Origin of the sequence: Porphyromonas sp. COT-290 OH860, from assembly GCF_000768935.1 — a bacterium.
Classification (GTDB): Bacteria; Bacteroidota; Bacteroidia; order Bacteroidales; family Porphyromonadaceae; genus Porphyromonas.
The window spans coordinates 1-22,818 of the sequence record NZ_JRAR01000006.1 but is presented as its reverse complement, the minus strand read 5'-3'; the positions used below and the strand labels follow the sequence as shown (position 1 = coordinate 22,818).

Here is a 22,818-nt window from a genome sequence, read left to right as displayed (position 1 = left end):
GCTAGTCCCGAGCATAAAAAGAGCGTATCCTAAGTCAGTTGGTACAGTACCAAGCGACTTAGGATACGCTCTTTTTGTACTATCGGCTACAACCTATTTCGTCGCCTCTCGGGAGAACGAGTAGGGGCGAGCTTCTGGGTTAGTACCCCAAGATGAGGGCTTTGCCCCAAGAGTGAAGATATACCGCCCCCCCTCTAGTAGATCTTGGTACTGTACGTACGTCTTGTTATATGGTATGCCGTTGCGCTCAACACTCTGGATATATGGATACTCTGCCCCTTTGGCTTCTATGACTGTTGTCCTTCCATTGGGTAGATTGAGCCGAATGGAGCGGAAGTACGGTACACCGATCACGTATTGATCTAGGGCTGGTGTCACCGGATAGAAGCCCAAGGCGGAGAAGACATACCAAGCTGAGGTCTGTCCGTTGTCTTCGTCCCCACAGTAGCCATCGGGGGCATGGCTATAGAGTCGCTGCATGACTTGACGAATCCAATGCTGAGCCTTATGAGGCTGGCCCGCATAGTTGTATAGGTAGATCATGTGTTGGATAGGCTGATTGCCATGGGCATAGTTCCCCATATCCATAATTTGCATTTCACGTATCTCATGGATAACGAAGCCGTAGTAGCTGTCGTCGAAGATAGGTGGTAGGGCAAAGATACTATCAAGCCTAGAGATAAAAGCCTCGTCGCCTCCCATTAGGTCGATCAGCCCCTGTACATCATGAAAGACAGACCAAGTATAGTGCAGTGCATTGCCTTCGGTGAAGGCATCACCCCACTTAAATGGCGAGAATGGTGTCTGGAATTGTCCTTTTTGTGTACGTCCTCTCATCCAGCCCGTTTCGGTATCGAATAGATTTCTGTAGTTCATCGCACGCTTCTTGTACAGCCGTTGCAGAGCAGGCTTGGCGCCTGCTCGCTTAAGCACTTGGTAGATGCACCAATCGTTGTAGGCATACTCCAGTGAGCGTGCTGCACTCTCATTGATGCCTACATCGCAGGGTACATAGCCGAGTCTATTGTAGTGCTCATAGCCTAGTCGTCCAGTAGACTTGATGCTTGGGTGCACATGATTGGCTCCATGCTCTAGCGCTGCAATTAGTTCGTTGGTATTAACACGCCCTAGCCCTTTGAGATAGGCATCAGCCGCTACAGAAGCAGAGTTATTGCCCACCATACAGTCTCTATGTCCCGGACTTGCCCACTCAGGGAAGAAGCCACTCTCTCGATATGCGTTCATTAGCCCCTCTTGCATCTTGGCTCCCTCCTCGGGGAAGACCAGATTGACCAGAGGGAAGAGCGAGCGGAACGTATCCCAGAAGCCTGTATCGGTGTACATATATCCGGGTAGAACTTGCCCATTGTAAGGGCTATAGTGTAGGGTATCGCCCTGATGAGTTATTTCGTAGAAGCGTCTAGGGAAAAGCATCGAGCGATAAAGGTTGGAGTAGAATGTTCGGCTCTTCTCCTCCTCGTCCTCCACCTCGATACGGTGCATCAGCCTATTCCATTCGTTGCGTCCCTCGTCACGGACGTCTTGATACGATTTTCCTAAGACCTCTTCTAGATTTTGTAGAGCCTGAGCCTGACTGATGAAAGATGAGGCCACACGGAAGGTTATAGATCGAGCCTCAGTAGCTTTAAGGCTGACAGCTATCTGAGCATGAGTGCCAGATTTCCCCTCCGATGAATGTAGATATGCTTTGTCAATTGCCTCCTCGAAGCGAACAATGAAGTAATTGCGGAAGTTTTCGGGGACACCACCGCTATTTTTTCGGCTGAAACCAACAAGTGTACAAGAGTCTAGTTGTTTGATTTCACTGCCCGAGTCGAAAGCATCTAGTAGTACCCAACGCTGATGCGGTAGCGAAGTCTGAGGATAGTCAACCTCGAAGACCACAGCCCGCTCGCTAGGGGCTAGGCGAACCCGTGTGTCATAGTCTGCCAAATAGACCTCGTAGCAATAAGGACGAGCAAGCTCTGCCTTGTGGCTGAACCACGAAGCCCTCTGCTCTTCGTCAAAAACCGGCCGCTCGCCTACTTGTGGGAGTAGTGCAAACTGTCCGTAATCGTTAATCCATGGGCTTGGTTGGTGTGTCTGCTTGAGGCCTCTAATTTTCGTAGCTGTGTAGGTATATTGCCAGCCATCTCCCATCTTGCCCGTCTGAGGCGTCCAGCTATTCATGCCCCAAGGTCTGGAGATTACGGGGTAGGTGTTGCCCGAGCTAAGCTCGAAGCTACTGAGTGTGCCGACAAGAGGATTAACCAAATCCACTGGCGAGGAATGGGCTACTCTAGCAAGTGGCTGAGCTTGTAGCTCTTGACCTTGATACACTGTCAAGATCATAAATAAGGCAAGTATGTATTGCTTCGATCTCATACTGAGGTTTGTATTATGATTTATCTATCCAATGAGTTATCAAAGTAAGTCAATTTTGCCATAATAGAGATGTATTCTGTGCAAGAAAATCCTCGGTTCTACTAGTGGACTGATGTATTTCTAAGTCTAGGTTTTTGTCGTACATTTGTGGTAAGTTCGTATTTAATAGTACAATGGAGCCCTAAGCTCTACAAGATAATTAGTCATTGAATTATGATGCAAGAACAACATTACCACGAGGCGGCCTCATTCTTGGCCTCTCGTCTGCCCAAGGAAACTAAGACGGCTATTATTCTAGGTAGCGGTCTAGGCGAGCTTGCTGGCAACCTGAAGGAAGCAACCGTCATTCCTTACTCCCAGATCCCTCACTTCGCACACTCTACAGCCGTAGGCCACAAGGGGAATCTGATCGTAGGTATGCTCAACGGAGTACCAGTGCTAGCTATGCAGGGACGTTTCCACTACTACGAGGGCTACCCTATGGAGCAGGTGACCTTCCCTGTACGTGTGATGAAGCTACTCGGCATTGAGAACTTGCTTGTTTCCAATGCTGCTGGTGGGATCAACAATACTTTTAAGGTAGGTGACCTAATGATCATTCGTGATCACATCAACAATATGCCCAACCCACTAGTTGGCCCTAATATGGAGATGTTTGGGCCTCGATTTCCAGATATGACTCGTGCTTATGACCGAGAGTTTATTACCAAAGCTAAGGCTATCACTCAGGAGCTAGGCATTCCCGTCAAGGAAGGTGTCTACGTTGGGCTCACTGGCCCCTCGTATGAAACCCCTGCTGAATATGCTTTTTGGGGTAAAGTGGGCGGTGGTGCTATCGGCATGAGTACCGTTCCAGAGGTTATCGTGGCTCGCCATGCTGGTATGCGTGTCTTCGGTATGAGTGTGATTACTAACGAGGGGTATCACTTTGCCGATGACTTTGTTAATGATGCTCAAGATGTCATTGATGCCGCCAATGCCGCTAGCGAGAAGATGGGACGCATCTTCGCTGAGCTCGTTCGTCAGCTCTAGCGATAGGTAGAGGTATCACACAATAATTAAGGGGAGGAGAACCACGATGGATTCTTCTCCCCTTAGTCTTTGTAGCTGTCTCAGATAGATTTGATTCTTTAGTTCACAATACTCATTTCGTCAAGTAGTCGGTGGCACTTGCCATACTCTTCGATGATCATTAAGATGTAGCGAATGTCACAGATGATACTACGCTGATAGTCGGGTAGATACTGGATATCGCCACCGACTCCCTCCCAGTTACGGTCAAAGTTAATCCCAATTAAGTTGCCTGCTCCGTCAAAGACAGGACTACCAGAGTTGCCGCCAGTGGTGTGGGTTGTAGCACACATATTCACGGGCATTCGCCACGAGCCATCTGCCTGCTTTACAGCCCAGCGATTTCCCTTACCATATGTTTTCTCTTGGTAGATCTCTTTGAGCCGTGGAGCAACGGCAAACTCCCACGATGCAGGATCCTCCTTCTGCATCACACCGCTAAGCCAAGTCTGAGGCTCATAGAAGACGCCATCTTTGGGGCTGTAGCCTTTGACATTGCCGAAAGTAAAGCGTAGTGTCGAGTTGGCATCGGGCCAGAGATTCTGATCTCCATGCTGCTCCAGCAGGCCTGCTACATACACACGGCGGGCGAGATTAATCGGATTGTCAAAAGGCGCAAGTGCTTTATGTAGATTATTGAGCTCATGCCTCACACTGCTTGCGAAAGCACTCATTGGATCTGAGGCCCAAGTCTTCGCAATCTCAGCATTTGATTGCTTCATAAGCTGCTCGAACTTTGCTTTTGAGGCAAAGACCGAGTTGGCAAATAGATAATCGACATAAGCAGAGGCCGAACCATACTTGGCTACCCCCAAACGGATCGCTTCGGGTTGATGCTCGGGTTTAATTTGCCTGCAATACTCATCGAGTAGAGCCTTTGCGATTTTCGCATCGACCTCTGGGCTATAGTCAGAGGTGAAGAATTTCTCAAAGCCTTGTTTCAGTTCCGTATAGTCAGCCTTTGCTTCGTCTGTCTTGGCGTGGGGAACATGTGAGTACTCAATGCCCTGTACAATGCCTTCGGTCAGATACCACAGTCTGCGTCGTAGCTCTTCTCTTTGCTTAATGGCTCTTCGGATCTGTTCGATAGCTTCCGAATATTTACTTTCGCCCTTTTCGTTTGCCCAAGTCAGTAGGTCGTCCATCTGCTTACGCTTGGCGTCACCTAGCTTACGCACCTCAATGCCCCAGTTCGCCCCGATCGCACGCTTGTAGCCATTCTGAGAATAAGCGTATTTGGCTGCGTACATGATATTAATCTTGGGGTCAGCGAGCATCTGAGTGAGCATCACTTCTTGTCTGATACCACGCATACGGATGCGGATATCATTGTCGATTCGTTTCCATTCGTCTACCTCTTCGGGCAAGAAGAAACGATAGGTGCGCCCGGGAAAGCCCATAATCATCGCAAAGTCGCCTTGCTCTACACCCTTGGTCGAGATGTTGAACCAGCGTTTGGCTTGCAGAGGTGTGTTGCTAGGTGAGTAGTCGGCAGGATTACCTTGTGCATCGGCATAGATACGGAAGATTGAGAAATCGCCCGAATGACGAGGATAAGCCCAGTTATCCGTATCGGCCCCAAACTTACCGATAGAGCTGGGTGGTGTACCCACCAAGCGAACGTCCGAATAGATCTTCTTGGTGAACATCAGATAGCGATTGCCGTTGTAGAACTGTTTGATCTCTACCTCCACACCCTTAGGCAGCTTGCGTACTCGTTTGGCTGCCAGATTAGCCAAATACTTAGGTGAGAGATAGTCCATGCTATTAGGATTTTTATTTTTCTTGAGTTCTCGCTTGACGTAGTCGGTTACATCTTCGATTTTGTCGATGAAGGTAATGGTAACTCCCTTGGCCGGAAGTTCTTGCTCCAAACTCTGAGCCCAATAGCCGTCTTCTAGATAGTTATGCTCTACTGAACTAAGGGCTTGAATAGCATCGTAGCCACAGTGATGATTGGTCAGTACCAAGCCTTGACTAGAAATAACCTCCCCAGTGCAACCACGATCGAAGATAACGACTGCATCTTTGAGGGAATTGCCATTGGGGTTGTAGAGATCATACTCTTGGAGCTTGAGTCCTCGTTCTTTCATTTTTGGATAGTGGTTGCCTAGCTGCTGCATGAGCCACATACCCTCATCGGCATGAGCCGATTGCCCCAGAAGCAATGTCGCTGCCCAGATCAGGCTAAGAAGGATTTTCTTCATAACTACTTTGTATCATTAGTGGTGAATAATAATCGATTGACACAAAGATAATTTTTTCCATTTAGCCGATTGCCTCCTAGTCGGCTAAATATGTATCATCGCTTAGGGGAGCTGTAAATCTCAGCATAAACCTTAAGAAATATGACATTACGAAGGTAAAGACTCTCAATGCCGATTTTTAGCATTTAGATCAGATTTCAGAATATTGGTGGGAAAAAGAGGAGGCGATTGGACGAAAGAGGGAAGACCTCGTATTTGCCCCCTAGCAGGCTCTAGATTGCGTTCATACTTGTTTAAGTACTTAGCCCCAGTCTAGTGAAGCCAACTGTCTAAAACGATAGTTTGCCAAGGTATTGATAATCAAATTTTTATATTGGATCTCTAGGTGGATTTATTTGTTCGTGTCGGATTTTGAAGTATTTCTTCCCATCAATCTTTGAGGATTAGTGGACACATCGCAAGGGATTAGTCCACTAATCTTAAAAAGTCTTCCCATCAATTTTCAATAGAGTCACCTGAAGACTCTCCAATAAGGTTACTCTCCTTACGAGATCTCGGAGCGATTGATTTGTGTGTTTTTTACAAAAGTGTAGAAACCCCCAGCTCCATGGCTTATGGTGTAAGGGTAGAAAACAACATTGGGGCGACCCTTTAGTGAGAGCCGCCCCAATGGGAGTTTATATTTCTGAGAATTTAATCCTCAGGAAGACTAATTCTTGTTCCAGATAGAAGTAGGCATAATCTGTACAGGGATCATCTGATCGTACTCGTAGCGTCCCTTGTCTACATTACCTTGCTTGTCACCGTAGATTATCTTCAGCGCAACGTTGAACTTGATAGGAGCTTGGAGTGCACCTGAAGTTGTGTTGTTGTTCCAGATTAGCTTCTTGCCAGCTGGACCAAGTGAAAGAATACCATTGGTAACGTAATCGTTGATTACACTATTGCCTACAATCTTATAGCTGATCTCTAGATCTTTACCAAGGATCTGTTCACCAGACTTACGGTGTAGCTGCTCCCACAAGATGTTGTCTGGCTTTTCTAGCTCTACTAGCTTGTAGATATTGCCGAGCTCTACCTCCACTTGCTGACGATTGTCGTGAATCTGAAGTTCACCATCCTTGAATCGCTTGAATTCTGTGTTGAATAGGTTACCTACTCCCCACTTGATATCAATCGCATGGTTGAAGCGGAAATTGATACGGCAGATCTCAATATCCCTAGTGTTGTCACAAGTGTTAGGCTCTGGCTGAAGCGTGTACTTGATAGCAACATCGGTAAGTTTCTTAAGACGATGATCTGCACCGGGATTACGAGTTACCTGTACATTGTAGCCGTCAGAGAGTATTGCAATCTCGAAGTGTTCGGCATCCTGAGGATTTACGAAGCTAATATCTACAGCACCTGCACCATATACTTCTTGGTAGTGCTTCGCCTTGTTGGCGATATTCTGGAAGAAGTTAGCCAGTCCATCGGGCTTGAAGATATTTCTCGTGTCGATGATAGGTACATAACCCATGTTGTTGTTCACTTGAACACCCTTCACCTGAACGGTATTGTTAGGCAACCAGAGAGCTGACAGTTTGTAGCTATCAAACTCCTTAGCAAGAGCCTCGATAGATGGAGTAGTTTCGTCAATCACCTTAACCTTGAAGATTACATAAACCTTCTTAGGAAGTCTCTTTGTTAGACGATCTGGACGCTGAACAAACTTAACGGCTGTACGATATTCGCCAGGAGCCAAGCACTCAGCTTCGTGAGAGAGTACAAACGTATTGGCATTCACACCAACTAGTGTTCCGCCATTGATTGTCCAAGAAACCTTGATCTCGTCGCCAGTAAGTAGCTTGGAAACTGACATTCCAGAATGACCTGCGATAACATCTAGATTGTCCTCTGCGCTTGTTACACCTCCAGCAAACTCATAGATTGTGTTGAAATTGTTGATACCCATGCCTTTGTCATTTTCGTCGATCTTGGCTAGGATATTACGGTTATTCCAATCTGGTAGAGAAACAAACTTCGCTTTAGGATCCTTTGCTCCCTTGATGTAGATTGTTTCGAATACAGTCTTGTATGGACCATCTTGAGGAGGTGTTACACTTTCCCAATACTTGAAGAACATATCAGCCACCTGAGGCTTAGCGTCCTCAACGATCTTCAGCTTGATGTACGCAAGTGCAACAAGATGACCAGCCATTCTGAGCTTGATACGTACAAGAGGTGTCTTGCCTTGAGTTACGGCAGTGAAATCCTTGCCATCGTAGCTTGGTGTGAACACTCCAGACTCGGTAATCTTACCATAGCGCTGCTGATTGATAACAGTGCCTGCAACGCCACCATCACGATTGTAAGCCTCTGTAGGCATCTCAAACTCATAGGTGAGTTCGTTAGGCTGCTTTTTGAGGATACGAGAGGCACTTGCATTCTTGGTCAGATAAGCTTGCACATAACTCATCAAGTCAGTAGTCTTGTCATAAGGTACTTCTAGCGTGTGAGCAGGTAGGTCTGCCGTTTCCTCTACTACTGAGCGCTGGCGTGGTAGAAGCTGATCAGTAGGCTCGTATGTCTCTTGAATACCCTTGCCAGCAGGGTCGAAGTAGATGTAAGGCTGAGCCTCATTGTTTACAGTTGAGTGTAGAGCCACCCAATTCGTACGGATCTCAGATGCTGGGATCTCAAGCTCATTGTTGCCCTTCGTCTTGATCGCAAATTGAATGAGATGAATCTTGTCCCCAGCAGCTGCATCAACATCGCTACCTACACGGTAGTCGCTTAGCGTAACCTTGACATAAGGGCTTCCGTTGTCGTTGCCTGCCTCTACAGACTTGACGGTGGGCAAGGCTGCTTCTCCGTCCTTCCAGATAGATATATTCCTAAGCTCCTTGATCTTAGCATCTACAATGCTGATATCGCCAAGCTGATTGATATCAAATGTCGCAGGATTAAGACGGATCTTAACGGTAACAGTTTCTGGCTCGTCTATAACATAGCGGAAGGCTTCACCATGATAAACATCACCATTGGTCTGATTAGGCTTCACTTCGCGGAATGTATTGGGATACTTTTCCCACTCAATAGCAGGCCATCCCTTGTAAGAAGCTTCAGGAACTATCACTGCTGAGGTCAGATTGTGCTTGCCTATGAAAGCAGTGATACGTTTTTTGAGCCAATCGATATCCTTCGCGTTTTGCTCAATAGCTTTTTTGTTCTCCCCAATAGCTTTTTTGTTCTCCTCAATATTGCCCTTGTTGGCTTCAATATCAAGTCTGTTCTGTTCAGCCTTTGTTTCTAAAGCATCTATACGACCAGCGAGAGCATCAATCTCATCCTTGAGAGTTTTAGCCTTTTCTTCAAGCGCTGTAATGAGTTCCGTTTTGGTCGTTTCAACGAGCTGTTCGAGCTTCGTAACTGACTCGGTCAGTTTGGTATCGATACCATTTACTTTACCAGTGAGTAGGGTAAGTGATTGTTCAAGTTCTGCTACTTTGCTCTTAAGTTCGGCTACGACCTTCAGCTCCTTTTGGATACTTGCTATCTGTTTTACTAGTAGATCAATGTTGAGGTTCATTAAGAGTTTGAACTCTTCGTAGTCCTCGTTTTTGAATTTCTCGTACTTCTCCTTGAAATCTTCGAACTCTTTCTTTAGTCCTTGGTGTCCAGACTTGAGGGCATCGAAGTCTTCCTTTTTGGGAGTGTTCTTGCTGAGCTTGTCAAGTGCGGCCTCTACTTTCTTAAGGTTGTCTTGTAGCTTGCCTAGATCTTCCTTTGAGGCGAAGTTTTTAATTTCTTCTTTAGTGGCCAGCTTCTCAAGTTTTTCGATAACTCCCTTGAGGTCTTCCTTGGTAGCACACTTGGAAATAAGATCCTGAATCTCAGCCTTAGCTTCGTTGATCTTGTTGATGGCCTCGGTCTTTGCTTCGGCCGTACCTTTTTGTGCAGCTTCATGGGCAGCCTTGGCATCAGCTTCAGCTTTGTCTGCCTTGGCCTGCGCGCTCTTCACTGCGGCATCAAGAGAGCTCTTTAGCTTATCGAGCTCTTGCTTTGAGTCCTTAGATAGGCCATCAATACGTACATTGATGTCTTGGATGTCCTTATCGTAGTCCTTACAGCCTACGAACGATGCTACCGCACCGAAGGTCATTGTCCCTAGAACCAAAGCTTTTAGAAATCTTTTGTTCATTGTAGTTGATAAATTAGTAGTGAATATTTAACATGCTGTTAATCTCTTTTTTCAAAGTTGTCTATCTCTTTTTTGTTTAGGCTGAGTCCAAAATAAACTGCAAGGCCGAGAGAGAAGAAAGGTCTTCTACTCAACGTCTAGCAACCCAAGGAGCCCAGCAAATCTCTTTTGCTCACAATGTGACGATGCATCTCTTGATACACGGAGCAAAGATATAGAACAATCTTTGTATACGCAACAGTCTGCACGAAAAATAAGCTAACTACATCATATCAACAGTACAACGAACAAAAAACTCTATATGGGAAAAGACTTAATATATTGGTGATTAATCTAGTTAGTATTCATCTCGCTATTTGTCCTCTTTGTGGGCAAATGGCAAGAAGAATGACAGTAGAATAACTGGAATCGTGGCTACCATGACCACTCCGAAGAAGCCTTCGTATCCTAGCATAGTGCTGAGTTTACCACTAAGCATGCCCGGTACCATAACACTTAAATTCATTAAGCTATTGGCGAAAGCGTAGTGAGCCATCTGATACTTCCCGGGGGCGATTTGTTGCATCATAAACAATGTGATGCCGACGAAACCGAATCCGTAGCTGAAGTACTCAAACACGATACCTGTGCCTACCCACCAGAGATTGCTTGGCTGGTAAATGGCTAGGATAAGGTAGACCACAAAAGGCACATTAAAGATGAGCACAAGAGAAGAAAGTACACGCTTGAGCCCAAAATGCGAGATGTAATATCCCGATAGGATAGAGCCAAGAATGAATGCAATGGTTCCCGCTGTACCATATATAAGACCATATGTTTCGTTGCTCAGTCCTATCCCTCCGACCTCGACACCGTCTTTTAGGAAGAGAGGGGCGACCTTCATGGCTAGTCCCTCAGCTAGGCGATATAGGAAGATGAAGACAAGGTAGAGCCAGATATACTTCTTCGTAAAGAACGAGGTAATGACCTCTAGCAGATCCTTCATGCCCTCGGAGAAGCTCTTTCCTTTGGTTGAGGTAGCTTCCTTGGGGAGTACAAAGAAGTGATATACCGCTAGGGCAAACATAATAGCGGCACAGATAGCCATGATGATCATCCAAGCCGTCTGTAGCCCCATGGTCTTGGAGAGCATACCAGCCAGATAGACCAGACCTCCATTGGTAAGGATCTTGGCTAGGTTGTAGAAGGCTCCCTGCCAACCGACATACTCTCCTTGCTGCTTGGCACTAAGCTCTTGCATATAGATGCCGTCCCCTGCGATGTCGTGCGTGGAGCCACTGACGGCAAGCACTCCCATCAAGGCTAGGCTTATGGCGAAGAAACTAGGCAGAGGTAGAGCAAAGCAAATAAGCCCAAACATCAGAGCGGACACCATCTCTGTGATGATGAGATACTGACGCTTGGTTCCAAATATCTCCATCACTAAGCTAAAAATGGGCTTGAGTGACCAAGGTAAAATTAAGAGAGAAGTCCAGTATGTAATATCCTCATTGCCGATGCCAAGATCCTTAAACATCAGCACCGAAACGATTGATAGGGCTACAAAAGGTAGCCCCATCCCGAAATACACAGAAGGCACCCACTTGATTGGGTTAGCCTTCTGAACGGTATTATTTGTCTGCTTCATTATTGTTTGGCCGCTTGTAGAGTATTAAGCATTAGAGATACAATGGTCATAGGTCCCACACCTCCCGGTACAGGAGTGATAGCAGAGGCTAGTGGAGCGACTTCGTCGAAGCACACATCGCCTATAAGACGGAAGCCACTCTTGCGAGAAGGGTCTGGCACACGTGTTGTCCCTACGTCTACAATCACAGCGCCGGGCTTAACCATGTCCGCTTTGAGAAACTCCGGTACCCCAAGGGCTGCTACGATGATGTCGGCTTGCAGGCAGAGTTCCTTGATGTTGGGTGTGCGGCTGTGGCAGACTGTCACGGTACAGTCCCCCGGATTGGCCTTGTGGAGCAATAGCTGTGCCATGGGCTTGCCAACGATATTGCTACGTCCAAGGACTACACAGTGCTTACCTCTAGTTTCTATCTCGTTTCGGCGTAGGAGCTCTAGAATACCTTTGGGAGTGGCCGACACGAAGCAAGGTAGACCGATGCTCATACGGCCGACATTGATAGGGTGAAATCCATCGACATCCTTGCGAGGATCTACAGCCTCGATGATTTTTTGTTCATCAATATGCTTGGGTAGAGGTAGCTGTACGATGAACCCCGTGACATCTTGGTCTTGGTTGAGGCGATTGATCTCGGCCAATAGTGTTTGCTCTGTTACATCTCCTTCGTAGCGAATGAGCGATGATCGAAAGCCAACTTCCTCGCAGGTCTTCATCTTAGAGGCAACGTAGGTTTCGCTACCACCGTCGTGGCCGACGAGGATAGCCACCAGATGTGGTGCAGGTTTGCCCGAGGCGACCATCTTGGCTACCTCTGCTGCGATCTCTTGCTTGATGGCAGCGCTCGTTGCTTTGCCATCAAGTAGCTTGTACGTTTTATTATCCATTATTATTGATGAGTTGTATATGTGATTAATCGCATTCCTTCTAGAGAGGTTATTTCCTTTTCTGGGGGGCTGCTACGACACGGTAGCCGGGATTGACCTTGCCCTTGGCGATGTTCATGAGCTTAGCTCTGATGAGTTGTTTGCGAATGGCGGAGATATGGTCGATAAATAAGACACCATCTATATGGTCGTACTCATGTTGGATAACACGAGCAGCAAAGCCTGTGAATACCTCTCGCTGTGGCTCAAATTGTTCATTGACATACTCTATGGTAATGCTCTCGGGTCGTACGACGTCCTCATGGATACCGGGGATACTCAGACAGCCCTCTGTTTCTGTGATCTTCTCTGGCGAAGATTCCACGATGTGCGCATTGATAAAAACACGCTTGAAGCCTTTGCACTCGGGGAAGCTATCAGCCATAGGATCGGCATCGATCACGAAGAGGCGAATAGCTAGACCAATCTGAGGAGCGGCTAGGCCAATCCCCTCGGAGTGGTACATGGTTTCCCACATATTCTCAATCAGCTCGCGTAGCTTGGGGTAGTCTGGGGTAATATCAGCCCCCATCTCTCGCAAGACGGGGTGCCCGTATAGGTAAACTGGTAGTTTCATATTTCTGAGTAGTTAGTTTGTTTAAGTTATAGGGACGCATTAGTCTGGCAGGTGGATAGTACCAAGGCCGTCTCGTGATGCCAAATAGCTCTGCAGTATGATCACAGCACTTATCTCGTCCACTAGTCCTTTGTCTGCCTGTCTGCGTATCTTGCCAATGCCTGCCTCTCTGATCGTCCGCTGGGCGAGGGTAGAGGTAAACCGCTCATCTACTAGCTCTATCGCTACAGAGGGGAAGAGTTTCTCTAGCTGTGCGACGAATGGACGAATATAGGTCATCGACTCGGACTCCTGATGGTTCATTTGTCGAGGATGCCCCACTAGAATACGCTCCACAGCTTCACGAGACAGATAGCTTTGTAGGTACGCAACAAGCTCGTGCGTCCTAACTGTAGCTAGACCGCCGGGGGTAATCTGTAGTACATCAGTCACAGCTAAGCCACAACGCTTGCGACCATAATCAATAGCTAAAATCCTTGCCATAGTATCGGAGTATCCTTACCCCTTGTCCTTTGGAATGATACGCTCGGCTACAGCTCTCGCTTCTGCCATGATAGTGTCTTCACCCTCGACCTTGCCACCTTCCATGAGTACTCGTCCGTCTACGATCACGGTATCGACCGTACTACCCGAGGCAGAGTAGACGAGGTTCGATACTAGATTGTTGAGTGGCGTCATCTCTGGGCGGTTGAGGTCTACGAGGCAGAGGTCTGCTAGGCGCCCCTCCTCGATACGCCCTGCATCTAGTCCGAGGATATCGGCACCAATAGAGGTAGAGGATAGGAATATGTCTTGTGCGCTAACGGCTGTACTATCAAATCGCCAAACCTTGCCAAGGAGAGAGGCTAGGCGCATAGCGTGGAACATATCTAGGTTATTGGACGAGCTACAGCCGTCTGTCCCTAAGCCGAGCTTGATGCCTCGGCGCTTCATCTCCTCATATTTGAAGCCATAGCCAGAGGCGAGTTTCATATTAGACGCAGGGTTGTGTACCACACTTACGCCATACTTGGCGAGCAGATCCATCTCTTCGTCATCGACCCAGACCACATGAGCCAAGATTAGATTGGGGCTAAGAATACCTAGGCGCTCTAGATAGCGCACTGGCGTAGTACCATGTAGCTTAACGCATTCGTCCACTTCTCCCTTGGTTTCTGATAGGTGTAGATGTATCTTGACGTTGTGCTTCTGTGCAAATTCGTGGCAGAACTGGAGTTGCTCGCCACTGACTGTATAGATGGCGTGAGGCCCTAGGTTGAATGTGATGCGGTCGCTCAGCGTGGAGAAGTACTCTAGATATTCGCTACTGCGCTTACGGTCTAGTGCTGCTCGCTCGGTATTGCCTTGGTCAAATAGGGTGTAGGAGATCATAGCCCTTAGGCCCATTTCCTCAGCTGCTCGAGCTGTTTGCTTGGGGTGCATATACATATCTAGGAAGCAGGTGGTCCCAGTCTTGATCATCTCTAGGCATGCTAGCTTGGCACCTATGTAGACGTCATGCTCGGTCATTTGAGCCTCTACGGGCCAGATGTAGTCCTCGAGCCATGTCATCAAGGGGAGGTCATCACCATAGCCTCTATGTAGTGTCATAGCCGCATGGGTATGGGTGTTGATCAATCCGGGTATCACGGCCTTGCCTGTGGCATCGATGAAATAGGTATCGGCCTTGCCTTCGATCGTTTTGGCAGGGGCTATGCGAGCTATTCGGTTACCTTCGATGAGTAGATCAACTTGTTTGCCCTCGTGATAGGCATTCTGTATGAGTATATTGTCCATTACCTTGGGTCTGATATTTTGAGGAAAGCGGATCGTGCGACTGTCCTCTACCTCCAGATCTATCTGGTGGCTTGTGTCTTGCTGATACGCATTCCTGATTAATTCTTTCATAATACTATGTTATAATATGTTTCCGCCAAAGTTCGTCATTTAGGCTCATTTGTCCAAAACCTGCTTAGCCTGCGCAGCTTGCTCAATAGCCACGATACGGCCGAAGCGATAGCGTAGTAGAAGCCCTAGAGCGAGCAGACCGATAGGGAAGGCAGACCATACTCCTACGAGCTGGAGCGTAGTACTCAGCAGAGGGAGTCGAAAGCCAAATATATAGCTCAAGATAGGCTCTAGACCAAGGTGAATGAGCGTGGCAAAGAAGGCTAAGTAGCCTACATCTTCCATGCCTCTGAGGGCGTTGGCGTAGATTACCTGCATGGCGTCGCCGACTTGATAGAGGATTACAGGGATCAAGGCTACCGATACCATAGCAATCATCTCCTCGTCTTTGGTAAAGATATAGCCGATATAGTGGCGCCCGAGTAGCATCACAGCCATAGCAAACACCGCTACGACGAGGGAGAGCTCTAGGCCAACTCTAGTAGCCATACGCACCCCGACAAAGTCCCCGATAGTCCTGAAGCGACTGACTAAAATAGTCGTAGCAGCTCCGAGGCCATAATAGATGAGGAACCCAATTGTCGTTACCACGCAGAGTATCTGATGTACTGCTAGAGGAATAACGCCTAGTCGGGTAACGAAGAGCAGAGCTATCGTAAACGACGTAGCCTCTACGCCCGAGTACATGCCCACAGAGCTACCTAGACGAGCTAGCCTAGAGAGATTGCGTGGGCAGTAGCGCCCCGAGAGGAAGCCATGCCAGCTGGAGCGAAATGCCTGCCTGCGGTAGAAGTAGAGGACGAAAGCTACGAGAACGAAGACCCGAGAGGCTAGCGTGGCGATACCTGCCCCTAGTAGCCCCAGCTCTGGTAGCCCTAGTTCGCCGTATATGAGTAGCCAATTGCCCAAAACATTGAGGGCATTGGAGATAAGGATGATCCACATGCCCACAGAGGTGTAGCCTGCGCCATCGAAAAACTGTTTGAAGGCGCTGAGGAACATATACAATACAAACGACCCTATCTGTAGTAGGAAGTAGGGCCTGACGATCGGGTGTAGATGTTCTGGTAAGTCGAATGCTTCTAGATTGAAGTAAATGGCGAGCATAACCCCTGAGAGCACCAAAGCTAATACTAGGTTCAATAGGAGGCTATGCATGAGCAGAGCACCTGCTTTGTGGTACTTGCGTAGAGTGTAGGCTGTGGTAACTAGTGGAGTTAGCCCATAGGAGAAGCCCATACCTAGGACGAAGATTAGGGCAAAGAGATTATTGACAAAGGAGGCTGATGCAAAAGCATCGGTGTCGTAGTGCCCCACCATAATGTTGTCGGCAAAGCTCACAAAAATCGCACCGACCTGCCCGAGAATGATAGGCAAGCCGATGTGTAGGAGCTCCCGATAGGGTTTGGGCGATGAGCTAAAGAGCTTCAAATGGACTTATTTTTTCTTTTTCTTGGGGATATAGATACTCATACTCTTGATGACGATGTCCTTGATCGGTCTATCTACCTCGTCCGTTTCTACTCGTTGTATCTTGTCGATTACCTTCCAGCCCTCAATCAGCCTACCGAAAACAGTGTAAGCCCCATCGAGAGATGGTGTGCCACCACGCATCATATAGCCCTCCTTCTGAGCCTCGGTGTATTTGATGCCGTTTTGACTCATGATTTCCTCTAGGTCAAAAGCTGTGTGGTACTTGCCCGTAACGATGTAGAATTGAGATGCCGAGGACACACGACCCGGATTGACTTCATCGGACTGACGAGCCGCAGCTAGCGCCCCCCTCTCATGTACAAATAGATCTGTCATGATCTCCGCTGGTATTACTCCAGAGATGGAGTCGTCTGGGAGTTCCTGTTCTCGACCTAGGCCTTTGGAATTTAGGTTGCCTCCCTGCACGACGAACTCTCGGATCACACGATGAAAGACAACGCCATCGTAGGCCTTGCTCTCTACCATGCGCAAGAAGTTGTCCCTATGCTTAGGGGTCTCGTTGTAGAGCTCGAGTACGAGCTTGCCTTTGCTTGTCTCTACAAGCACTTGGGTACGCTCCTCTTGTGCCCATAGTCCTTGGTTGTGGACGAGCATACAGAGGAGCAGAAGGAGTAGCATACGCTTCATAGATCAATCTTAGTCTTGAGTTTATATAAGCTCTGGCGTGGTGTCGTTGCTCGCGTCTGCCGTAGTGATGAAGGCTCTTGGGTCTAGCCCTAGCACATCTCGCTTGAGGGCAGGTAGGTGCTTGCGCTCGGTGATGATGAAGATGACCTCACGCTCTAGCCCCTGATACATACCTCTGCCGTGTAGCAGAGTGCCACGAATACCCTTCTTGACCAACATATCCCTAAGTTCGGTAGGGCGATCGGAGATGATGAAGACCGACTTGTGCGGGTTCGTAGGTTGTAGGATATCGACGACCTTGCCGTAGACAAAGATAGTAATCCATGAGTATAGTGGTACACGCCAATCTCCAAAAGTGATTAGCCCCAGTAGTACTATGATGGAGTCGATGATGATAATCAGACTACTGAGCTTGACATTCATCTTGCGTGCCAGCACACGAGCCAACGTGTCGGTACCTGCGCAGGTACTTTGAGCCAAAAAGATGAGATAGACGCTGAAGCCTAGTATCGCTCCGCCGTAGAAACTCGAGAGTAGAGGTTCGTCCTCAACGAGCGGTTTGCCTCCACTAAACTGGGTAATTAGATCGGTAAAGAAGGCGATCAGCACAAAGGTAATAGCCGTCTTGTAGGCAGAGAAGCGCCCTAGCTGACGAGCCGCAAGGAAGAAGAGGGGGATATTGAAGCAGAGTGCCACAGCCCCGATCAGCAGACCGTTGGGAGCACTCTCCCAGATGCCTTTGCTCAAGTGATTGATGATGATACTCAGCCCATATACACCTCCCGGGACGATCGAGGACGGAGCGATGAAAAGGGCATAGGCTATGGCCATGATAAAAGAGCCTACGACGATAAGTCCTAGGTCTTTAAGGTGTTGTGAAACATTCTGTTTCATACGAATTAGAGTTACATTACGACGAGCGTGACTAAGCAAATATAAATACTTTTTGTTGAGTAAAAGTGATGTGGAGCGATGTCAAAATTTATTTTCTCCACAACCCTCGTCAAGACGCTCCTCCATGCACACTCAATTAGTTGTTTTTGGCGTATTAAACTACCTCTTTTTAGGGGAGAATTGTGGTAGAGTTGATTTACATTTTATAACGATTTTCTTTCGGTTTAGACCAAGATTGAGGGTTTCTAGGTGAGAGGCCTCTGGCTTTGTATTTGCCCTCTAGCGGCCTCTAGGTTGCGTCCAGACTCGTTTGGGCACCTACGCCCCAACTCGGCGCAAAAACGCTCTCAAAACGCTCGTCTTGCAGTTTGTTTATAGTCAGGTGTTTAGATGTATGTTTTCTGAGGTTTTATCTCCTTGAGGCGAAAAATATAGGGTTTCTTCCCATCGATCTATTTGGATTTGTGGACATATCTTGGAGGATTAGCCCACCAATCCGAAAAGAACTTCCCATCAATCTCCCCGAATTGCCTTGCGAACCTTTATAAACAGCCCCTATACTTTCTAAAATCTAAGCATAATTCCTTTACATTCCTTAACTAAAAAGTCGAGGAATGAAGGCCTAAAATCAAGTTGATTGGGTGTGGAGAAATAACCTTTACCATTGTTTTCGCTAGGCGAAGCAATGGGATATGGTGGGTTTTGTCCTGTCGGGTGAGCTGTTTTTAGGGGGAGATGGCGCTAGAGGGGGTCGATATCGAAGATGATGCGGACACGTTTGGCAAGTGGGTAGAGGCTCGTTAGCTCCTGCTCTGCAGCGGTGAAGGCCTCTCGCTCGTGGTGGAAACTCTCGGAGAAGGGTCTTCGGCAGACAATCTCTCTGATATGCTGGTTGTCAATACGTGCGACAGAGGGTTCCTGCGCATCACTTACTCGGTCTGCTCCCAAGCGCTGTATCAGAAGCTCGGCAAAAGCCTGAGCGATGCTCTCGACAACCGATTCGTCTGTCCCTTTTAGGCGAATGTAGGTCATACGCCAGAATGGAGCAAAGCGCAGCATCTGGCGCAGGGATAGCTGTTGTTTGATGAAGCTCTTGTAATCCCTTCGCTTGAGCATCTCGATGAAGGGGTGTTCAGGGCGGGCGGTTTGTAGGAGTAGTTGGCAGGAACTCTCTCCGCCCGAGGCTTCGCTCGTGTGTAGCAGTAGTTGCATCAGAAGTTGGTAGGCTCTTTCCTCCGAGCGGAAGTCGGGGTAGGCGAGTATGGTGTCCAGCTGTACCACAGCTATTAGACCGATATTGTCCCAGATAGGCTGCCCCTTGATGAGCTGAGTACCGACGATGATATCGACATTGCCAGCCTCTATCCTCTGGTGTAGCTCCTGAATGCGCTTATTGCTCTGTAGACTCTCGCTATCTATTCGTAGGACCTCGGCTTGGTCAAATAGCTCCTTAATCTCTTCCTCTACTCGCTCTACGCCATAACCAACTAAGCGTAGGGCAGGCCTCTCGGTTCGGCGATAGACTACCGAGCGTGTACCACAGCTTGGGCACGCCACAGGAAGAGGTTGCTCGTAGCCACAGTAGTGGCACTGCATACAGCGCTGGGAGCTGTGGTAGGCTAGGCTAACATCGCAGTGTGGGCACCCAATTCGCCCTCCGCAGGCATCACAGAGTGCATACGGGGCATAGCCTCGCCTATTTTGTAGTAGCAAGATGCGTTTGCCTGCCCTCAAGGCCCCCTCCATCGCTTCTCGTAGTGCAGGAGAGATACTAGCCCCATAGGGCATACGTCCCTGCTCTCGCTGCTCCACGAGATCAATCGTCTTGAGGTCAAAAGCGAGTGCGTGTGGCTGCTCAGTGGCCTCGGGCTGACTTTGGGCTAGAAGAGCATACTTGCCACGCAGCACGTTGAAGATGGCCTCAGCCGAAGGCGTTTCGCTAGAGAGCAAAATAGGTATGCTGTGTTTGTGGCCGAGCCAGAGCGCTACATCACGAGCGTGGAAGAGTGGGGCGGAGTGCTGCTGTTTGTACAGATATTCTTGCTCTTGATCTACAATGATTAGGCCCAAGCGACGCATCGGCAAGAAGATGGCTTGCCTTGTCCCCATTACTAGACATGCCTCCTCACTGCTCGTGAGATGTAGATACAGCTCTGTTCGTTTGGCTTCGTTGATCAGGGGGTGGTAATGATAGATTTTGCCGAGTGCAGCTCTAGTGAGCTCAGATATGAACTGAGCTTGTGCAGGGAATGATGCAGCCGATGGGCTGAGCAGTAGCACTTGATATCCCTCTCGGATTTTTTGAGCTACTTGGCCGATGATCTGCTCCTCTCGCTCTCGGCTATAGCGTGTATAGACTAGGCTCACAGGATGGGTAAGCTCCTCGGCTTTGCCTATCTCGGTTATAGAAGGCGGATCTTCGTGTGGAGCTATGCGGCTCTCGGCAAGATGTTGTAGGACGAATATACCCCTACCTACCAATGCTCTAATGAGTATGAGATCTCTGGGGTTGTGTTGGGCTAGCTCCTCTCGTGCGATACAGCCCTCTAACCCTATACCTCTCTCCTCGGCAAGAATTAGCCATCGCCCCAGCATTTCTAGCTGTTTGGGCGCACGAGAGAGTAGCTCCTCGGCACGAGAGAGGGCGTCTGTGCTACGATAGTCTGTAGATAGGGCTACGTAGACCTTTACTCTTGGCTTGTAGCGAGTTTTTAGCCTCTCCTCTGTCTGTACGGCACCTAGGTTGTACAGCAGATCGAATACCCGAGAGCAATCGTAGCCCAAGCGATGCCTTAGCTGCTCCATGGTCAGAGTTTGTCCTTTGGTTTGTGCTAGGGCATCAAGTAGCTCAAGCGCTTTGGGCTCGAGTGGGCGGTCGGATTGGTATTCGGGGCAGAGCGTCACGAGTGTTTGGCTCTCGGGGAGTAGCCCAGTAGGCAATGCAAGGCGCATAACCTGCCCAAGGGAGGCGTGGTAGTAGTGTGCCACCCACTCCCATAGGGCGAACTCTGCCTCTGTAACCAGAGGCTTCTGGTCGAGAATGCTCTCGATAGGTTTGATGTGGCGCTCATCTACTCCCTCGGGAGGAGTAGGCGATAGGCGCCGCACGATGCCGGTGTAGAAGCGCTTCGCCCCGAATGATACTACCACTCTCATACCCGAGAGCAGTTGCTGCTCGGCGAATATGCCTTGCTCTGGTACTCGATAATGGTACTGACCAGAGAGGGCGAGAGGGAGTATCAGCTCGGCATACATCTTGAGGCTTAGTGATGGCTTAGTGCTTGGTGTATGGCCGAGGCCGCTCTGCGACCATCTCGCATGGCTTGTACTACGGTCGCTCCCCCTCTGATCACGTCCCCCCCAGCATAGATACCTTGCAGAGAGGTCTGGTAGTCGTCGTTCACGACGATCTGTACGTCCCACTTGGTCTCGAGTCCTTTTAGTACTTGAGGGAGTAAGGGGTCTTGCGAAACGCCTACGCACACGACCACTAGGTCTACCTCCATCTCTATAGTTTTGCCCGTAGCCACAGGTCTACGTCTTCCACTTTCGTCTGGCTCGGTTAGCTCCATGCAGTGTAGCTCCATACGTGCTACTCGTCCGTCAGCTCCTGCGTGGTAGGCCTTGACCTGATGTAGCGGTACTAGTTCTACACCCTCGGCTAGAGCGTGTTCTATTTCTTCGTTGGTAGCAGGCATCTCGTCACGGCTTCTGCGGTAGATGACCATAGCACGCTCAGCACCTAGCCGTACGGCGGTGCGTACGGCGTCCATTGCAGTGTTCCCTCCGCCTATTACTGCTACTCGTTTACCCTTGAGGTCGGCGAGAGCTTCTTCCGCTTTTTGAGGATCATCTAGCAGATTGGCACGAGATAGATAGTCGCCCGCTAGCCATACTCCGGGGAGGTCTTCGCCGGGGACACCCATCACATTGGAGATACAAGCACCTGTGCCGAGAAAAAAGGCTTCGTAGCCCTGAGCCTTGAGTGCTTCGAGGCTCACATCACGCCCCACCGTCACACCTAGCTCTAGGCGTACTCCATAGCTTTTGAGGCGTGTCACCTCGTCATCAATTACCTCAGCAGGTAGACGGAAGCGAGGGATACCGCTGCGCATCACACCTCCCGGCTCATCTGCCGCATCAAACATTGTAACCTCATAGCCCAGCAGAGCGAGATCGTGAGCAGCCGCAAAGCTCGCAGGCCCAGCACCCACTAAGGCGACTTTGTGGCCATTTGCTGAGGCTGTGGGCTGTAGCGTATGCCACTGCTCTCTGTTCTTTTGTTCCTCCGTGGCTACATAGCGCTCCAGAGCACCGATCGACACAGCACGCTTCTTGAGGCTCACGGGGTAGATACAGCCGCCCTCGCACTGCTTTTCGTGTGGGCAAACCCTAGAGCAGATGGCAGATAGTGTGCTGCTCTCTCGGAGTATGCGCCAGCTGGCAGGCAGATTGCCGCGCTCTAGCTCTTTGATGAAACTGGGGATATGGATACCTGCTGGGCATGCAGCCATACAGCCCGGGTTGGGGCAGTCTAGGCATCGCCTAGCTTCTTGCAGGGCTTCTTCATGGCTATAGTTGATGATGTCCTCTACATATAATGAGGCTAAGTTTAGATCTTGGGTACGCTTAGACTGCTCTGTGCGCTCGAGCGCCATACGCTCTTTGTTGGGAATGGAGCGACGGAGCTGATTGCGCCACTCCTCTGTCCGTCTTTGCTTAATGAGTTCTTGTGATGTCATACATCCAATACCGTTTTGTTCATTCGAAATAAACCGAAACAAATATACATAGAATATGCATGTACGATTATTTTTGCCGATACTTTCCTCAAGAAGAGTCTTCGGAGACCGTTGCACGGTATTTTGCCTCTTTTCGGCTAGAAACGTTGTGTATATCCCTGATTATTACTATCTTTAATATGTAATTAACTGTATCGACAT

Annotated in this window: 14 protein-coding genes; 1 reads left to right on the top strand and 13 read right to left on the bottom strand. The window is 48.7% G+C overall.

The features are described 5' to 3' along the window. Positions 1–93 precede the first annotated feature (93 nt). Positions 94–2,385, bottom strand: a complete 2,292-nt coding sequence (locus HQ41_RS00995) for a GH92 family glycosyl hydrolase (protein ID WP_052405199.1) — start codon at positions 2,383–2,385, stop codon at positions 94–96. Positions 2,386–2,601: 216 nt separating this feature from the next. Between HQ41_RS00995 and HQ41_RS00990 the strand changes: the two genes are divergently transcribed. After that, positions 2,602–3,417 (top strand): purine nucleoside phosphorylase I, inosine and guanosine-specific, encoded by an 816-nt coding sequence (locus HQ41_RS00990; protein WP_152567293.1) that lies wholly within the window; start codon positions 2,602–2,604, stop codon positions 3,415–3,417. 98 nt (positions 3,418–3,515) lie between these two features. Here the strand turns inward: HQ41_RS00990 and HQ41_RS00985 are convergent, their stop codons facing one another. From HQ41_RS00985 to HQ41_RS09820, 12 genes are all read right to left on the bottom strand, one after another. Beyond that, positions 3,516–5,663, bottom strand: a complete 2,148-nt coding sequence (locus tag HQ41_RS00985) for a S46 family peptidase (protein ID WP_044186693.1) — start codon at positions 5,661–5,663, stop codon at positions 3,516–3,518. Between the two features lie 709 nt (positions 5,664–6,372). Then, positions 6,373–9,846, bottom strand: a complete 3,474-nt coding sequence (locus HQ41_RS00980; RefSeq protein ID WP_152567291.1) for a hypothetical protein — start codon at positions 9,844–9,846, stop codon at positions 6,373–6,375. A gap of 352 nt (positions 9,847–10,198) precedes the next feature. Next, the gene (locus HQ41_RS00975) at positions 10,199–11,473 is read right to left on the bottom strand and encodes an MFS transporter (RefSeq protein WP_044186690.1); all 1,275 of its coding nucleotides are present in this window, start codon (positions 11,471–11,473) and stop codon (positions 10,199–10,201) included. Continuing rightward, positions 11,473–12,357, bottom strand: coding sequence for a bifunctional methylenetetrahydrofolate dehydrogenase/methenyltetrahydrofolate cyclohydrolase FolD (folD, locus tag HQ41_RS00970; RefSeq protein ID WP_044186688.1), 885 nt, complete (start codon positions 12,355–12,357; stop codon positions 11,473–11,475). The genes HQ41_RS00975 and folD overlap by 1 nt, the downstream gene beginning before the upstream one ends. Positions 12,358–12,406: 49 nt before the next feature. Further along, complete coding sequence (def, locus tag HQ41_RS00965) at positions 12,407–12,973, bottom strand: peptide deformylase (protein ID WP_044186686.1); 567 nt, start codon at positions 12,971–12,973, stop codon at positions 12,407–12,409. Positions 12,974–13,012: 39 nt separating this feature from the next. Further along, positions 13,013–13,456: a Holliday junction resolvase RuvX gene (gene ruvX, locus HQ41_RS00960; protein WP_044186684.1), complete on the bottom strand. Its 444-nt coding sequence runs from the start codon at positions 13,454–13,456 to the stop codon at positions 13,013–13,015. Between the two features lie 15 nt (positions 13,457–13,471). Further along, positions 13,472–14,749: an amidohydrolase gene (locus tag HQ41_RS00955; RefSeq protein WP_044186715.1), complete on the bottom strand. Its 1,278-nt coding sequence runs from the start codon at positions 14,747–14,749 to the stop codon at positions 13,472–13,474. A gap of 156 nt (positions 14,750–14,905) precedes the next feature. Continuing rightward, positions 14,906–16,291 carry an MATE family efflux transporter gene (locus HQ41_RS00950; protein ID WP_044186682.1) on the bottom strand — a complete coding sequence of 462 codons (1,386 nt, stop codon included), beginning with the start codon at positions 16,289–16,291 and terminating at the stop codon, positions 14,906–14,908. Positions 16,292–16,297: 6 nt separating this feature from the next. Next, complete coding sequence (locus tag HQ41_RS00945; protein WP_044186680.1) at positions 16,298–16,981, bottom strand: peptidylprolyl isomerase; 684 nt, start codon at positions 16,979–16,981, stop codon at positions 16,298–16,300. Positions 16,982–17,002: 21 nt separating this feature from the next. Next, complete coding sequence (locus HQ41_RS00940; protein WP_044186678.1) at positions 17,003–17,875, bottom strand: YitT family protein; 873 nt, start codon at positions 17,873–17,875, stop codon at positions 17,003–17,005. A gap of 741 nt (positions 17,876–18,616) precedes the next feature. Beyond that, positions 18,617–21,130: a primosomal protein N' gene (gene priA / locus HQ41_RS00935; RefSeq protein ID WP_044186675.1), complete on the bottom strand. Its 2,514-nt coding sequence runs from the start codon at positions 21,128–21,130 to the stop codon at positions 18,617–18,619. Between the two features lie 8 nt (positions 21,131–21,138). Continuing rightward, positions 21,139–22,617 (bottom strand): NAD(P)-dependent oxidoreductase, encoded by a 1,479-nt coding sequence (locus tag HQ41_RS09820; protein WP_044186673.1) that lies wholly within the window; start codon positions 22,615–22,617, stop codon positions 21,139–21,141. Positions 22,618–22,818: the final 201 nt, after the last annotated feature.

Coding starts and splice junctions, on each gene's coding strand:
- HQ41_RS00995 (WP_052405199.1), bottom strand. CDS start 2,385: ATGAGATCGAAGCAATACATACTTGCCTTATTTATGATCTTGACAGTG.
- HQ41_RS00990 (WP_152567293.1), top strand. CDS start 2,602: ATGCAAGAACAACATTACCACGAGGCGGCCTCATTCTTGGCCTCTCGT.
- HQ41_RS00985 (WP_044186693.1), bottom strand. CDS start 5,663: ATGAAGAAAATCCTTCTTAGCCTGATCTGGGCAGCGACATTGCTTCTG.
- HQ41_RS00980 (WP_152567291.1), bottom strand. CDS start 9,846: ATGAACAAAAGATTTCTAAAAGCTTTGGTTCTAGGGACAATGACCTTC.
- HQ41_RS00975 (WP_044186690.1), bottom strand. CDS start 11,473: ATGAAGCAGACAAATAATACCGTTCAGAAGGCTAACCCAATCAAGTGG.
- folD (WP_044186688.1), bottom strand. CDS start 12,357: ATGGATAATAAAACGTACAAGCTACTTGATGGCAAAGCAACGAGCGCT.
- def (WP_044186686.1), bottom strand. CDS start 12,973: ATGAAACTACCAGTTTACCTATACGGGCACCCCGTCTTGCGAGAGATG.
- ruvX (WP_044186684.1), bottom strand. CDS start 13,456: ATGGCAAGGATTTTAGCTATTGATTATGGTCGCAAGCGTTGTGGCTTA.
- HQ41_RS00955 (WP_044186715.1), bottom strand. CDS start 14,749: ATGGACAATATACTCATACAGAATGCCTATCACGAGGGCAAACAAGTT.
- HQ41_RS00945 (WP_044186680.1), bottom strand. CDS start 16,981: ATGAAGCGTATGCTACTCCTTCTGCTCCTCTGTATGCTCGTCCACAAC.
- HQ41_RS00940 (WP_044186678.1), bottom strand. CDS start 17,875: ATGAAACAGAATGTTTCACAACACCTTAAAGACCTAGGACTTATCGTC.
- priA (WP_044186675.1), bottom strand. CDS start 21,130: ATGTATGCCGAGCTGATACTCCCTCTCGCCCTCTCTGGTCAGTACCAT.
- HQ41_RS09820 (WP_044186673.1), bottom strand. CDS start 22,617: ATGACATCACAAGAACTCATTAAGCAAAGACGGACAGAGGAGTGGCGC.